Below are 14,274 nucleotides of genomic sequence, written 5' to 3' on the forward strand. Positions count from 1 at the left end.
ATGTCGCTACAGAAAGAGCACGACCAGACGGAAGCACAATGGCGCAAGCGCTCGAAGGAGGTCTACGAAGCACTCATCCGCGCCGTCGATCACAACTCGGGCCACTGCCAGCCACCGCTCGCAAAGAAGTCCTCGGTCATCGGGACACTGCACGGCGCGGGCTACGGGCGCTACGGCCTCGAGGAACTCCGAAAAGCGATCAGAGCCGCGTGCCGCAACGGTGATCTCTTCGAAGTCGAAGACGACGAGGGCCGGACTCGACTGGGGATCAACGACCGGTGGAAACTCCGCGAGAAGATCGAAACGAACCTCTCGAGAGTCGACGAGCCGCGAGCGGACGTGATCGGACTGGCGAATCAACGAATCCAGCAGCTTCGAGGTGACGACGATGAGTGATGAAAGCGTTACATCCACAAGAGGTACTGAGCGGTCGGGTGGCGTCCGAGACCGCCCGCGCTTCGACCGGTCGCACTGGCCGCAGACGTGGACTCAGAAATGGCGAGTTCAGGTCGCCGATCTGTTCTGCGGCCGTGGTGGTGTCGGGCGTGCTCTCGACAAGTGGTTCCCCCGTCGGATGTATTTCGGCGTGGACATACAGCCATACGGTGACGAGTATCCAGGCCAGTTCATTCAGGCGGACCTGCTCGCCGACGACGGGCCGCCGCTCGACGGCGTCGTGGCCGACGCTATTTGGGTCTCCTGGCCCTGCACCGCTTACTCGTCACTGTCTGCGACGTACTACGGGAGCGCCAAGGCGGCGCTTGACGAGAACCCGCGCATCACCGACGAGTTCCGCGAGTGGCTCCTCGACCATGCCGGTCACTACATCATCGAGAACGTGCCCGGCGCGACGAAAGCAGGTGATCTCGATGCGAACTGCCGGTGCAACGGTCTGTTCTTCGGTGAGGACTTCGACCTGGAGCGGCACTTCGAGACTACCTTCGAGGTGCCCGACGCCTACGTCGACGGCGACGCGTCGGTCACCGTGGATACGCGAGAGAACCAGTCGGTCGCCGAACTGGCCGAGGCGAAGGGCGTCCCAAAGGAGTGGGGAAAGCAGGCGGTTCGGTCCGCGATCCCATGGCAGTACGTGTGGTGGCTCTTCTCCCACTGCCCGTCGGTACCGTGCCCGGTGCCGCGGATGGAACAGCGCTCGCTCGGGGAGTTCTCCGACGAGGGCGTCGGTCGCTACCTTCGGTTCCCGGAGGACCGTCTCGGGGGAACTGATGTCGCGCCAGGAGACAGGCTGCATTCGACGGCGAAAGCAAGCAGTTCACCGCTCGCTGTCGCGGATGGCGGGCGATCAGCAGGCGCGGATACTGATCAGCCAGTCACACAATCTGAGAACTCTACGCGAAGCGAAGGAGGTGACAACCCATGACGACCGGCTACGTGGTCAACCTCGACAACGGCCACAGCGGCTACTGCGTCGAGAGCCTTGTCGGCGTCACCTACTGCGGTGAAACGTTCGACCCGGAGGCCGTCGATCGCGAACTCTATGCGATTGACCGTGGCCACGACCACCCGCATAACACGCTCTGTTTCGACTGCTCGAAGGCCGACTCGCGAAAGGTCCGCGGCGCAGTTCGAGGTGAGACGGCATGAAGATGAATCTCGATCGCGACTCCGAGACGAACCAGGCCATCCAGACCTTCGCGATCGTCAGCTGCGGGAGCAAGAAGGCCGATAAAGAGACCGCCGCCGAGGACCTCTACACGTCGGCGCACTTCCAGTTCAAGCGTCGATGGGCTGAACTCTACTGCGACAACTGGTTGATCCTCTCTGCTGAGCACGGCCTCGTCGGTCCAGGCTGGTGCCTCGAACCGTACGACACCTCGGTTCGAGATCTCGACGAGGACGAGCTCCAGGAGTGGCGGGCCGACGTCGAACAGGCACTCTGGTACCGATCGAACAGCTACGAGGGCAATTCCTGCGGGAACGATGTCGCCTGGAAGGACTTTCCCGAGGACTTTTCCCCGAACTTCGAGCTGATGATGCTCACCGGGCAGGCGTACCTCGAGCCGTTCGGCGACTTCTTCGAGGAGACGTTCCCGGCACCAGTCTACTACCCGCTCGAAGGGAAGCGGATCGGCGAGCAAAACCAGTGGTTGAAGACATGGATCGAAGCACATCCTTCCCTCGAGGACATCACCGAGGAGACCGCCGTTGCGATCGACTTCAACCACCAGGTCCTCGAAGAAGATAGCGGCGCGGACATCTACTACGCCCGCCACGAGAGCGGGCGGATCATGGTCGTCTCCAAGGACCGAACTGGCAACTGGTCCGCGGAGGTCCTGAACGACACGCCCGAGGAGGGTGTACTGAACTCGCCGGCGACAGCGATGCGGGATAACCGCTGCTGGACGATCCCGGCAAGCGAGATCCCCGATGTCGACGCCATCGAGTGGGAGGCAGAACCGACCCTCGCAGACTTCGCGGAGGGATCAGCATGAGCGTCTTCGAAGACACACATGAGCTCTGGCAGAACGCCCTCGACTCTGCTCCCGTCGCGACAGTCGACGGGCCTGCGTCACTCGAGACACTCCAGGAGGCCCGCGACCGCTTCGAGCGCTTCGGCAACGACCCCAGCGATGGCTGTCTGGTGATCGATCTCGAGATAGCCCGCGAGATCCCACAGGGCTGGGTCGAGATCACGGGCCCGGCGACCCCGCCAGGTCACGAAGAGTTCCGACCGCTCGAGGACATGGTCACGGTCACGACCCGCGGCGGCAGCCTCGAAGCGTTCATCTGCCGGTCGGACGCGGTCCGCCTGGACATGACGATCCTCGAGCCGACCGGCGTCGTCGCGATCGACTTCGAGCGAGGTGAACGGAACAATGCCTGAACAACTGCCCCCAGAGGTCCTCGACGAACCGCCAGCAACCCGTCTGGTCTACCTCGCAATCACTGGCGAGGTCCATGACCAGGATTCGCTCGTCGATGCGACGGGGCTTTCGAAGCGACGTATCCGCGACGTCGCGAACGATCTCGTCGACAAAAGGCTCATCAATACCTACCGCAACCCAGACGATCAGCGTCGGCGGATCTACTACGATCCAAGCGAGTACAACCTGATCAAGGCACAGCAAGAGTACATGTCTCAGTTATAGCTGGCAAACAGCATTAAAGAACGAATTTTAACTATTCTGTTCTGGTATCTGTGAATGTCATGGGATGGAAAGTACGCCTCGCAGGTCAGAGGAACGATTTAATCCTACTTGGGTGTATTTACACGGATGAACCGCAAATAACATTCACAGATACTCATGCCTTTTTAGAGTCAAATCGTTTTAATGAGTTTGAGGAACCCTCTACTGTCCTTGAAGAAGGAAAAAAACTGATGTGTTCTATGAGAGCATCTGTACTCGGAAGTATTGATACTGTTCATCCCCCAGCAGCAGATAATGTAGTAATCCTTCCTGATGGAAGCCCTCATGTGATCCATACATTAAGTCCATCACAACGGACAGACACCGTTCCTGTTGTCACTAATATATCAGACACTAATACAGTTCGTGACTTAGGCAGTAACTGTGAAGAGATAAAACAGGTAGAGGGTCTACCAGACCTTGAATATGAGAACCTCTATATTGATCTTCCAGAACAGGACCAGAAATCGTCAGAATTGATCCAACTTATTGATAATGGATACGACTGGGTGAATCTTTATCGTGTCTATGAATGGGTCAGGGATGAAATTGGTACGAATCCGAGCAAGAACTCATGGATTAGTGAGGGTGACGAAGACCTGTTTACTAGGACTGCAAACAGTCCAGAAGCATTAGGTACTCAGGCTCGTCATGCCGACTCCAACCCTGCCAGAGAACCTGATGATCCCATGTCCCGTGACAAGGCTGTTCAATTAATTTATGATGTTTCAAGAGAATTTTTGAAAGAGCGATATAATAGATTTGACTTATAAGCCACCCTCCCCGAGTAGATTCTGATTTTGAGATCCCCTCTCGATAACCGGAAATCTGACGCCTGTTGTTCCGTTTTTAAGATTATATATCTCCTTCAGTGACTGTAACGGCTGTCTCTACTTCGCTCCCCGATCGAGGCAACGACGACATCGGGGGGTGGCCGACAGCCAGCGGCTTCTCCTGAAACCCATGTCCACCACAGCCCACACTGTTGACGAGGTCCAGGGCCGCGACGAACCCGATCGCGTCTTCCGACGCTACGTGTTCAACAACCCGGAGATCTGCTCGAGTTGCTTTCGCCGCCTGAAAGCCAACGAGAGCCACCTTCGAGCGTTCGCAGGCGTTACTGGACACGACCTCGAGCCGAAGGCCTCCCGGGCCGAGTCGATTCGGGCCCACAAAACCAAGCCCGGGGAGATTGGCCCGGAAGGACCACTCCGCGGAACGCGGCAGGTCGACAACACGGCAATCGCGAAGTATCCCACCCGCACGGTCTGCGAGGACTGTGGGGCGATCGCTGGGCGGGCCGATTCGGATCCGCTGAGCCGGCGAGAAGCACTCTCGAGGGCGAAGAACCTCTGCAGCCGACTCCGTGAACTCGGCGAACCGGTACGGCTGGATCTCCTGAAACACGCCGTCGGCCACCTGAAATCCCTCGAGGACTACGCCAGCCTGGACACCGAGGTCTTCGAGGCCGCAACGACAGTCTGTGTCCGCCGAGCTCGCAAGCGACCATGACGGTCCATCCGATCGACGAGGGCCAGCCGGTCGAACTCGAGTTCGCCGGCCGCCGCCTCGAGGGCGTCGTCGACGAGGTCCACTGGCGACCGACGTTCAACAACCCGCGCTCGGAGATCGTCGTCGACGCCGACGGCACCACGATCACGACCGGTCGGACATCAGTCCGACCACGGTAATTCACTGATTCATCATGGAACCCAAAGACCCCGATGCACCGATCGATCCGTATAGTGAGTACGACCTCTACGATGTCCTCGAGGGCGAGATCCCCGCGGGAGAGTCCACCGAGTACGAGGGACTGCACCTCATCTCGGGCGGCCCCTCCATCACCGTCCAGCCGGACGGTCACGTCGGCTCGGTCGGTACGATTCGTCCGGACGAGTACGACGACGTCCTCGAGATCGTCGACGAACTCAACAGCTACGTGTCGCTCTGGCGCGAGCACTCGAGAGGTGATGACGACGAGGCACTCATCGAGTGGGCTGGTCCGTGGATGACGTCGGACGAGTCGAAGGCCGACGACGACCGCTACATGGTCGTTCCCGACGATCCTGCCTCGATCTAACACCGTGTCCCCGATGTGGCCCGGCGTTGCCTACTCCCCACTGCGTCGGGCCGAAGGGGACTGTCATCGCTCCCGCTGATCTCCTCGTTTCGGGGCGGGTACCATCCCGCGACTAACAGACTCCACGGGCCGCCCCGACCGCGCCGGGATCTGGTCGGGAAGACCTCCCGTGTCACCACGGGACCCGGCGCACCGCTTCCACTGAGTCCGTCCTGTAGGCAGGCCACGCTCCCGTTTCTTGTCAACTTCGGGGTAGGGGTACTCCGGGGTTTTCACGAGCGACACACCACTCGAGCGCGGGATCGGTTCGACTCCGATCACGGACGTCTTTTCCACAGATGACACAACCCGAGTGCATCGACGATCGACTCCGCAAGGGCGATCGCGTCCTCGTGCGACTCCCGATCATCGACCATCCGATCACGTACAACGAGGTCCACGCTGGGATCATCGCCGGTACGATTGCTTTCCTCATCGGTGAGCGTGGCGTCACACTCCGGACTCTCTTACACGAACCTTGGTGGGCGCTCGGGATCGGGACGCTGGCCTACGTTATCGGCCGCAAATCCGATGACCAATGACATGTCGACGCAAAAATCACAGTCACGAATCGCAGAATCGCTTCGAGAACACAACCGCCGTGTCGAGCGTACGTGCCGGCACTACAACCTTTCACTAAACATGTGGCGCTCAATCCGGTACGTGTTTTACATCGTCGTCCTCGGCGTTGTGCTGTATCTCATCGAGTACGCCAGCGTTGAGCCGATCGTCGCGATGGTCTTCGGCACGGTCCTCATCAGTGGTCCGGACATCCTCGAGTGGTGGCTGGTTCGAGAGGACTACGTCGAGTACCAGGAGGTACGCGACCGCAGCGGGGACTGACCGATGCTTTCGTTCAGAGGACAGACTCGTCGGCGGGCAAAGCGCCTGACAACGCAGCTCGCCTCGAGCCCGACGCTCCCGCTGCTCGGTCTGACCAAGACTGTCGAAACGGTTGTCGCCGGCGGCCCAACTCTGTCCTGGGCGGCGTACTCTCTGGGCGTCACACTCGTGTGGATCTTCGCCGACGACATCCAGCAGGGGATGGAGGATCTCGGCGAGGCCGCACAGGACGTCGTCGACGAAGGCGCTTCGGAGGCTGACTAACTCATGATCGAGATCCTCGTCGAACCGAACGAAACAGCCCACCGCCTTCGGGAGTACATCCGTGATCATCCCGGGGTCCGGAAGGACGGATACGCCGTCGACGGCGACCCCATCCAGGGTGCGTGCTACGTTCTCGCCGAGGCGTACTTCCACGCCCAGGGCGGCACCGATAGCGGTCTCGAGGTATACCGGCTCGACTGGGGCGACGTCTACGATAACGCCGCCGGCGCACACTGGTTCCTCCGGGACGACGAGACGGTGATCGACCTCTCGCTTCCCACACCAGCAGACGGAAAGGACGTCCCGTGGGACGTGGCCCGCCACCGGGCGTTCATCACCGGCTACACGCCATCGAACCGGTCGGAAAACGTCCTCGAGGCGCTCGATCTCGATTCCTGAAATACAATCAACCCCATGAACGACGATAGCGACTCCGGTGGGTGTCCGGGAACGAACCGGAACGGCGAGCCGTGCGGCCACCCGGAGGGTTGGGGAACTGAAAACGACTCGGGGCCCTGCAAGTTCCACGGCGGCGCTGGCGGCTCTGGCGGCGAGCGCGAGGGCGCCGGCGCTCCCGAAGAGAACACGAACGCCGTCACCCATGGGGCCTACGCCGACCACAACTCGTACTACCAGAACGTCCTTGACGACGCGCTCCGCGAGTTCGTCGACGACGTCTTCGAAGACTACCTCGAGCAGTATCGCGAGCTCCACGGTGACCCAGTGCTTGGGATCGAGTCGGAGCTGTTCCGGATCTCGGTGACCCACGCAAAGGACATCGGCCTCGATCGGTGGGCAGACGAGAAACCCGAGGGGCTCGAGAGCGGCCACCCGCTCGTCGACGAGGAAACGGAGATCGTCCCGGTCGGCGAGGGGCAGACCGAGACCCAACGACGGTACCGCGAGTCGGTCGTGCTGGCAGCCCAGAAGAAACTCAGCACTGACCGCCGGCAGTGGCTGAAAGACTTCGGTCTCCTCGAGGATCCCGACTCCCAGCTGGCTGACTCTCAGGAAGACGTCGCTGACGCACTTCGCGAGGTGCTCCAATGAGTACGACCACCGACGCCGGCGTCGATGTCGACACGATTCGGGACGTGATGGCGCAGTACGCGCCGTCGACGGGGCCGGATCGCTACGCCCGGTTCATCGAGGATCTCCTCGGTCTCGAGCGGACCTTCGTCCAGGACCGGATCCTCGCAGCGCTCCACGAACACGAGCAGGTGGTCATCTCAGCGGCCAACGGCGTCGGGAAGTCGTACATCGCAGCGGGGGGCGGCGTCGCTGCACTACACTGCAACCCGGACACGATCGTGAACGTCACCGCCGGCACGAGCGGCACGCTGAAGACGAACATCTGGAAGCCGGCCCGCTCCCTGTATCGGGATAGCCCGCTGCCGGCGATGTTCGGCGGGCGGACGATGGACGGCGATCGCGAGATCCGGACCGGCCTGGATGACGAGTGGTTCTTCGAGTGCGTCTCCCCACGGTATCCGGACGACCTCCAGGGCCCGCACAACGACCACGTCATCTACATCGTCGAGGAGGCCGACAAGCCAGGCGTCACGGACGACCACATCGAGGCCGTCCGGTCGACGGGGACCGACGCGGACGACCGCATCCTTGTCATCTCGAACCCACCGGAGGACAGCGGCAATGTCGTCCACCGGCTGATTGAGAACGACGAGTGGCATCACCTGCAGTTCCCCACCTGGGACGCCCAGCCCGTCAGGATCGAGCGCGGCCTCGAGGAGGGCGAGGAGATCGGCGGCCTCGCGACCGTCCACAAGCTCAGGAAGGACTGGCGGGAGTACCACGACGAACCCTGGCCAGGCCTCGAGCAGGCGATCCGCTGGTCGGATCCGTGGCTCGGCGCCGATCCCGAAGACAGGAGCGCAGTTCTGCCCGATGATCGCAGCAAGCTCCCGAATGATGAGTTCCGCGAGGACCTCCACTCGCTGTGGTACCGGCGCCGCTGCGGCATCGTCCCACCTGGCGGGGCGTCGGTCCTCCGGCCGATCGAGCCGGGCGACGTCCGGTCGGCATACGACCGGCAGCTCGGCCAGGTTCGGGAGACGCCCCAGTCCGTTGGGATCGACGTTGCCCGGACGACGGACAACACCGTCATGATCGGCGTTCACGATCTCGAGCTCCGCGTCCACTACGCCGAGCAGGGCGACAATCATGAGCAGCAGAAGCCCGACGTCGTCGACGGGACGGCGTCGACGTCCGGCCTCTCCGAGTGGCCGTCGCCGGACGTCGCCGTGGACAAGGGCTACGCGCCTGGCTTCCACGACTACGTCAACGACCGATGCCCCAACGTCGTCGGCTTCCAGAACGGGACGAAACCCGTCGAGGGCACCCGGTGGAAGGACAAGTGGGCCGAGGCGCTCTACCACCTCGGTGAGTTCCTCGAGGAGGGTGGCAGTATCGCGAGCCAGCAGCTCCGGAAGGAGGCGCTCGCCGCTGCCCGAGCGATCCAGTACGAGGAGCGGACGCTGGATTCGCGAGGCAAGAACGGCGCCGAGGTCTACCAGGCGACGAGTAAGGACGCGATCAAGGAGGAACTCGGCCACTCTCCCGACTACCTCGACGCGGCACTGATGGCAGTCTGGATCGACCGCGTCGACTTTGAAGAGGAGAAGCCGTCCCCTGTTTGGTGACTGATACAAAATGAGTACGAACACACAGCACGGCGAGCAGCCGGACGCCGGCGATATAGCGCTCCGGGCGAACGCCGTCATCGACGGTCTGCGGTGGTCGCTCGCGAACGAGCTCGGCGACTCCGGGCATGAAGCCCGCGACTGGTACGACACCTTCGGCTGGCCGAACCGCGGCAACAACGCCGACTGGGACGCCGACAACTACTACGCGCTCTACCTGCGGAACGCGTACGCGTACGCTGTCGTCGCCCAGAAGCCGAAGACGACGTGGAAGCACGAGCCGGAGGTTCGCGATCGCGTCGACCAGGAGGAGGACGCCCAGCGCGAACCAACCGACTTCGAGAAGAAGATCACCAAGCTCGATCGAGAACACGATCTCTGGCACTACGCCCACCGCGTCGACCGGATGGCTGGCATCGGCCGCCACGGCCTGCTGGTGATCGACTACGCTGACACGAACGGCCCGGGGGACTTCGAAGACGAGTTCACCGGCGTCGAGAACGCGTCGGGACTCGACATGATCAACGGCTACCGGGTCTACCCGGAGCCGATGATCGAGGACATCGAGTGGGGTGAACCCGGATCGGACCGCTGGGGCAAGCCGGTGAAGTACCAGATCGACCTCGGCGATGACGCCGACGCCGGCACGCAGGACGAGCAGAACACGACGCTCACCGTCCACCACTCACGGGTCGTCGACGTCCCGGCACGCGTCCTGGACGACGGCGAGACACGGGCCCGACCGCGGCAGGAGCCCGTCCTCAACAACATCCTCGACATCGAGAAGACGCTCGGGTCGACGGCAGAGCTCTCCTATCGAGCAGCGGACTACGGGCTGAACGTCAACCTCGATCCGGAGAAGGTCGACACCAGCGGCGACGCGATGGACATGATGGAGGAGGACCTCCAGAACTGGTACCACGGCCTTCAGCCGTTCCTGCGTACCAAGGGCGCTGACGTGAACCGCCTCGGCGGCGAGGTCAAGGATCCGACGGGGATCGTCGACAACAACGTCCGGGCGCTCTCCACGCAGACGGGTATCCCGCAGCGCGTCCTCGAGGGCGCATCGCTGGGCGAGCTCGCGTCGGCAGAGAAGGACGAACGCCAGTATCTCGGCATGATCGCGGAGCGCCAGCGGCAGTACGCCGAACCCTACATCGCTCGGGCGGTCATCCAGCATCATCTCGACGACGGCGTCCTCCCCGACTACGAGGGCAAGTGGTTCGACTTCATCTGGCCGGACCTCACCGAGATGTCCGAGCAAGAGGAAGCCGATGTCATGTCGACGCGGTCGGAGGTCGTGACGAACCTCCAGACAGCGGTCCCCGAGCTGCGTGGCGAGCGTGCCGAGGAGTTCGTCGAGTCGGGCGAGTTCCCCGAGCGCGAGGGCGCAACCGCAAACACACCGCTCGATGAGGATGACCCGCGAGTACAGGAGTCGTTCCAGCAGTTCACTGGGAACGCGGCCCGCTACGAGGCCGGCGACTGGGTCGACACTCCTGACGGAAAGGGCCTCGTCGACGACGCCGTCCAGGAGGGCACCGTCGATGGGATGGAGGCCAGCAGCGACTCGCCGGTGTACGCCGTCATCATGCTCGACGAGGCGACGGTCAACTTCTACCGGGCTGGAGACCTCGAGGCGACGGAGGGCCCGGACGTCGATCTCGAGGACCCGGCAGACGATGTCGTCGAGGCAAACAGCACGACCGGCACGCTCGCCGGGTGGCTGGATATCCTTGGTGCGGACCTCACGGCCAACGACTGGTCGATGCCACCCTCGTGGCGCAAGGCCGAGACGCCGGCCCGCGTGATCCTGCTGGACGCCTGGTCGTCGATGGGCGCACAGTTCGACTGCGGTGGGGCCTGCTGCATGGGCGAACTCAAGAGCGAACGGCTGTGCGGGGCTCTCAAGGATGAGGCGCTCGGCACCGAGGCATGGCGCGGGGGGTGGGCAGACTGATGAGCAGTTCCCACACTCACAGTCTGACGGCCAACCGCCAGGGCCGGGCGACGTCGACCGTCGTCGAGCAGCAGTTCCTCGAGGAGATGCGGCGCCGATGGGAACGCGTTCGCGGCCTCGTCCGCCGGACCGTCGGCTACCAGAACGACGCGTTCGGCCTCCGGGCTAACGCCGACGAGCGCGAGTCGTTCGACTTCCCGACCGATCGGGGCAAGATCAGGGGGTTCGTCCGGTGGCTCCGGCAGGCGCTTCGCGACGAGGTCCTCGAGCCGATGCCGTCCGAGGACGTTCGCGATGGCAAGCACTGGACGGCGGCATACATCCGCAGCGCCGTGGTTCGTGGCGTCAACCAGTCGACGGGCCTTCTGTTACAACAGGGCGCGAGCGTCGAAAATATCCCCGACGGCGAGATCGTCACGCGACCGATCTTCTCGAAGACGCTCGAGAAGGCGTACACCCGGACGTATGAAGATCTCAAGAGCATCGCGGAGGACGATGCCGATGACGTCCGCGAGACACTCACGGAAGGGCTCGCGAAGGGGTGGAACCCGAAGAAGATGGCCCGCCAACTCACCGGCGAAGTCCGGGACCTGCAACGGACACGGGCTGAAACGCTGGCGCGATCGGAAACGATCGAGGCGCACTCCGACGCGACCCTTCGGAACTACGAGCGGGCGGGAGTCGACGTCGTCGGCCACGGCGAGTGGCAGGCGACGCCGGACTTCAGCTGTCCGTTCTGCCGACGGCTCTCCGGCACCGAGCTCACGCTCGAGGAGATGCGAAACGGTGCCGTCGAGTGGCGCGGGAAGGTCTACCGGCTCAAACCCCCTGCTCACCCGAACGGGACGTGCGTAGTCCTGCCTTCGGTCGGCGGTTCTCCACCCACCTCGCCGCTCGCCGAGCGCGTTCCGGGCACAGTCCTCAGTGGGGCCTAACATGTCTGACACACCAGCGTTGATCGACGGCGCAGAGCGGCTGCTCGTCGACTTCGACAACACGCTCACGGCAGGCGATGTCGCCTACTGGGCTGGTGAGCGTCCGGAACCGAACGAGGACATCGTCGAGCGCGTTCGCGAGCACTACCACGCCGGCGGGACGGTCATCGTCTGGACGGCCCGGCCGTGGTCGGAGGCCAACCAGATCGCGGCCCACCTCACCGAGTGGGGGCTGCCGTATCACGGCGTCCGCTGCGAGAAGGGCAGCGGAGACGTGTACGTCGACGACAAGGCCGTCCATCCGACCGACCTCTCCTGACAGATCCACCATGCACTACACACTCATCGCCAACAGCGTCGATCCCGACCAGGTAGAAGAGCGAACGATCAACGGCGATCGCCATCTGGTCGCGAAGGATGTCACGTTCATCCGGCCGATGGAACTGGCCGGCGGGTACGTCCCCGAGCAGTCGGTTGCGAACTCGGCGCCGGACTGGGACCGCTCGCCGCTGACCATCAACCACCCGAAGAATCTTCCCGACCGGCCCTGGTACGACCCTGACCACGACGGCTTTTACGTCTCTGCCAATCGCGACGACGAGGTACGGCAACGGAAGGTTGTCGGCCACGCGGAGAATCCCTCGCGGAACGGCGACGGGTCGGTCGACGCGGACCTTGCCGTAAACGTCGACCGCGTCGAGGCAATCGCGGACGGCGAGGCCGTGGCGAACGAGGATGCCGAGGCGGCCGAGGCGCTCCTTGACGCGCTCGAGAACGGCGACCCGTTCGATGTCTCCTCGCAGTACTTCCCACAACCGCTTCCGCCGGGGACGTACGACGGAGCCCATCGAGACCAGGCCGAGGCGATCGCGAACGCTGACAGCATCGCCCTGCTCCCAACGAAGTCGGGGGTCTGTTCCCTCGAGGACGGCTGTGGCTTCAAACCCCAGCAGGCGACGGCAAACGCTGACGTCGTCCGGGCACCGGTCGCGAACGCCGATGTCGACGACTGGTCTGATGCCGCGGCCGATGACCCCGAAACGGGCGAGGATACTGTCGAAGGTAACACGAATCTGCCCGATGGCGTGGAAACACGTGACGGGAGAGAGGCAGCCAAGACGATCGCCCACTCCAACGGTGGCGCAGATTTGACCGACGGCTTAGATCTCGATAACCCCGACGACGAGACCAAACAGTCGCTCGGCGAGCGCCTCCTCACCATGCTTGGGTGGGACAGCGATGACGAAGAGACCTCTAACGAACCGGCGGAATCCGGAGTGGACGTCGGGAGCACCCCGGCGGCAAACAGTTCTGACCCGGCCGACGAGCCGGGATCTACAATGGACAACCGAGAACAACTCATCAACGAGATCACGAGCAACAGCGCCATCACGGCCGAATCGCTGGAGGATGCTTGCGACGAGCGCGTCGAGCTCATCCACGAGGACGTGACGGCAAACACTGACCCCACCGGCAACGGTGGCAGCAGCGGCGACACCCTTGCAGACATGTCGGTCGACGACCTGGCTGGCGCGCTCGCCGACCAGGGATTCGTCACCGAGGATGGCCTCGAGGACGTCGTCGCGAACGCACAGGAGCAGAGTGAGAAGGAACAGCGCGTCGAGCGCATCGTCGCGAACTCCTCGGAGTACGACGAAGACGACAAGGAGACGCTGCTCGAGACGCCCGAACCGGTCCTCGAGGACATCGAGGCCGGGGTGTCGAGCAACGCGACGCTACCCGGCGCGTCCGGCGCGGCCGGTAGGGCGACCGCGAACGCCGCGGGCGGTGACGACCTCGACGACTACAGCGACGGCACCATCGGAGGTGACCTCTGATGTCCAAGAGCATCACCGACATCGCCGGCCGGACCTACGACGAACCGCGCTACAAGGAAGGCGAGGCCGGCAGCGACCTCACGCCCGGTGAGGTCCTCGTCCAGACGGGGACGAACGCCGACGACGTACCGATCTACGACGCCGTCTCGACGGTCGACCAACTGGGGCCGGAGGCACAGTTCGCGAGGGTGCCGAAGACGCCGCCCAAGCGCGACGTCTCCGACACCGATCCGATCGATCAGACGATCTCGGCAGGGACGCTGGTCGAGATCCGAGTGTTCACCCGCGGCGAGACGGTCCAGAACGCACTCCTCGCTTCGGGCTCGGACCTCGCGACGGCGTCGAACGCGAACGTCTCGCCGGGCGACCGGCTCGGGACCAACGACGACGGCTCGCTGAAGATCACGACGACTGGCGGCGCCGCGCTGGCAGTCGCTCGCGAAGCAAACGACAACTCCGGAGCGGCCGCGGGTGAACGCGCCCGCCTCTCCGTGGAGGTGCTCTAA

21 protein-coding genes are annotated in these 14,274 nt (G+C 63.2%); all 21 read left to right on the forward strand.

Annotated elements, in window-relative coordinates; genetic code table 11:
* The 21 genes from CP557_RS01335 to CP557_RS01430 all read left to right on the forward strand — a co-directional run bounded on the left by CP557_RS01335 (nucleotide 1) and on the right by CP557_RS01430 (nucleotide 14,274).
* Complete coding sequence (locus CP557_RS01335; RefSeq protein ID WP_097381483.1) at nucleotides 1-396, forward strand: hypothetical protein; 396 nt, start codon at nucleotides 1-3, stop codon at nucleotides 394-396.
* Nucleotides 389-1,381, forward strand: a complete 993-nt coding sequence (locus tag CP557_RS01340) for a DNA cytosine methyltransferase (protein ID WP_211290160.1) — start codon at nucleotides 389-391, stop codon at nucleotides 1,379-1,381. Before CP557_RS01335 ends, CP557_RS01340 begins: the two co-directional genes overlap by 8 nt.
* Nucleotides 1,378-1,605 (forward strand): hypothetical protein, encoded by a 228-nt coding sequence (locus CP557_RS01345; RefSeq protein ID WP_097378245.1) that lies wholly within the window; start codon nucleotides 1,378-1,380, stop codon nucleotides 1,603-1,605. Before CP557_RS01340 ends, CP557_RS01345 begins: the two co-directional genes overlap by 4 nt.
* Nucleotides 1,602-2,453 carry a DUF6884 domain-containing protein gene (locus CP557_RS01350; RefSeq protein ID WP_143824995.1) on the forward strand — a complete coding sequence of 284 codons (852 nt, stop codon included), beginning with the start codon at nucleotides 1,602-1,604 and terminating at the stop codon, nucleotides 2,451-2,453. Before CP557_RS01345 ends, CP557_RS01350 begins: the two co-directional genes overlap by 4 nt.
* A complete protein-coding gene (locus CP557_RS01355) occupies nucleotides 2,450-2,845 on the forward strand; it encodes a hypothetical protein (RefSeq protein ID WP_097378247.1) in 396 nt (131 codons plus the stop codon). The genes CP557_RS01350 and CP557_RS01355 overlap by 4 nt, the downstream gene beginning before the upstream one ends.
* Nucleotides 2,838-3,110: a PaaX domain-containing protein gene (locus tag CP557_RS01360; protein WP_097378248.1), complete on the forward strand. Its 273-nt coding sequence runs from the start codon at nucleotides 2,838-2,840 to the stop codon at nucleotides 3,108-3,110. Before CP557_RS01355 ends, CP557_RS01360 begins: the two co-directional genes overlap by 8 nt.
* 59 nt (nucleotides 3,111-3,169) lie before the next feature.
* Nucleotides 3,170-3,922: a hypothetical protein gene (locus tag CP557_RS22005; RefSeq protein WP_143824996.1), complete on the forward strand. Its 753-nt coding sequence runs from the start codon at nucleotides 3,170-3,172 to the stop codon at nucleotides 3,920-3,922.
* Nucleotides 3,923-4,112: 190 nt separating this feature from the next.
* Nucleotides 4,113-4,661, forward strand: coding sequence for a hypothetical protein (locus CP557_RS01365; protein ID WP_097381484.1), 549 nt, complete (start codon nucleotides 4,113-4,115; stop codon nucleotides 4,659-4,661).
* Nucleotides 4,658-4,840: a hypothetical protein gene (locus CP557_RS01370; RefSeq protein WP_097378249.1), complete on the forward strand. Its 183-nt coding sequence runs from the start codon at nucleotides 4,658-4,660 to the stop codon at nucleotides 4,838-4,840. The genes CP557_RS01365 and CP557_RS01370 overlap by 4 nt, the downstream gene beginning before the upstream one ends.
* A gap of 14 nt (nucleotides 4,841-4,854) precedes the next feature.
* Nucleotides 4,855-5,229, forward strand: coding sequence for a hypothetical protein (locus CP557_RS01375; RefSeq protein WP_097378250.1), 375 nt, complete (start codon nucleotides 4,855-4,857; stop codon nucleotides 5,227-5,229).
* A 338-nt stretch (nucleotides 5,230-5,567) separates the two neighbouring features.
* Nucleotides 5,568-5,810, forward strand: coding sequence for a hypothetical protein (locus tag CP557_RS01380; protein WP_097378251.1), 243 nt, complete (start codon nucleotides 5,568-5,570; stop codon nucleotides 5,808-5,810).
* 100 nt (nucleotides 5,811-5,910) lie between these two features.
* Entirely contained in the window at nucleotides 5,911-6,111 is a 201-nt protein-coding gene (locus CP557_RS01385; RefSeq protein WP_097378252.1) for a hypothetical protein, read from the forward strand.
* Nucleotides 6,112-6,114: 3 nt separating this feature from the next.
* Entirely contained in the window at nucleotides 6,115-6,375 is a 261-nt protein-coding gene (locus tag CP557_RS01390; RefSeq protein WP_097378253.1) for a hypothetical protein, read from the forward strand.
* Nucleotides 6,376-6,378: 3 nt separating this feature from the next.
* Complete coding sequence (locus CP557_RS01395) at nucleotides 6,379-6,774, forward strand: hypothetical protein (protein ID WP_097378254.1); 396 nt, start codon at nucleotides 6,379-6,381, stop codon at nucleotides 6,772-6,774.
* Nucleotides 6,775-6,789: 15 nt separating this feature from the next.
* Nucleotides 6,790-7,425: a hypothetical protein gene (locus tag CP557_RS01400; protein ID WP_097378255.1), complete on the forward strand. Its 636-nt coding sequence runs from the start codon at nucleotides 6,790-6,792 to the stop codon at nucleotides 7,423-7,425.
* On the forward strand, nucleotides 7,422-9,035 hold the full coding sequence (locus CP557_RS01405) for a hypothetical protein (protein ID WP_097378256.1): 1,614 nt from the start codon (nucleotides 7,422-7,424) through the stop codon (nucleotides 9,033-9,035). Before CP557_RS01400 ends, CP557_RS01405 begins: the two co-directional genes overlap by 4 nt.
* A gap of 10 nt (nucleotides 9,036-9,045) precedes the next feature.
* Nucleotides 9,046-10,995 carry an anti-CBASS protein Acb1 family protein gene (locus tag CP557_RS01410; protein ID WP_097378257.1) on the forward strand — a complete coding sequence of 650 codons (1,950 nt, stop codon included), beginning with the start codon at nucleotides 9,046-9,048 and terminating at the stop codon, nucleotides 10,993-10,995.
* On the forward strand, nucleotides 10,995-11,930 hold the full coding sequence (locus tag CP557_RS01415; protein WP_169924318.1) for a phage minor head protein: 936 nt from the start codon (nucleotides 10,995-10,997) through the stop codon (nucleotides 11,928-11,930). Before CP557_RS01410 ends, CP557_RS01415 begins: the two co-directional genes overlap by 1 nt.
* 1 nt (nucleotide 11,931) lies before the next feature.
* On the forward strand, nucleotides 11,932-12,249 hold the full coding sequence (locus CP557_RS01420) for a capsular biosynthesis protein (protein WP_097378259.1): 318 nt from the start codon (nucleotides 11,932-11,934) through the stop codon (nucleotides 12,247-12,249).
* 10 nt (nucleotides 12,250-12,259) lie between these two features.
* Nucleotides 12,260-13,768, forward strand: a complete 1,509-nt coding sequence (locus CP557_RS01425) for a hypothetical protein (protein ID WP_097378260.1) — start codon at nucleotides 12,260-12,262, stop codon at nucleotides 13,766-13,768.
* Nucleotides 13,768-14,274: a hypothetical protein gene (locus tag CP557_RS01430; protein WP_097378261.1), complete on the forward strand. Its 507-nt coding sequence runs from the start codon at nucleotides 13,768-13,770 to the stop codon at nucleotides 14,272-14,274. The genes CP557_RS01425 and CP557_RS01430 overlap by 1 nt, the downstream gene beginning before the upstream one ends.

This window comes from Natrinema ejinorense (assembly GCF_002494345.1).
Classification (GTDB): Archaea; Halobacteriota; Halobacteria; order Halobacteriales; family Natrialbaceae; genus Natrinema; species Natrinema longum.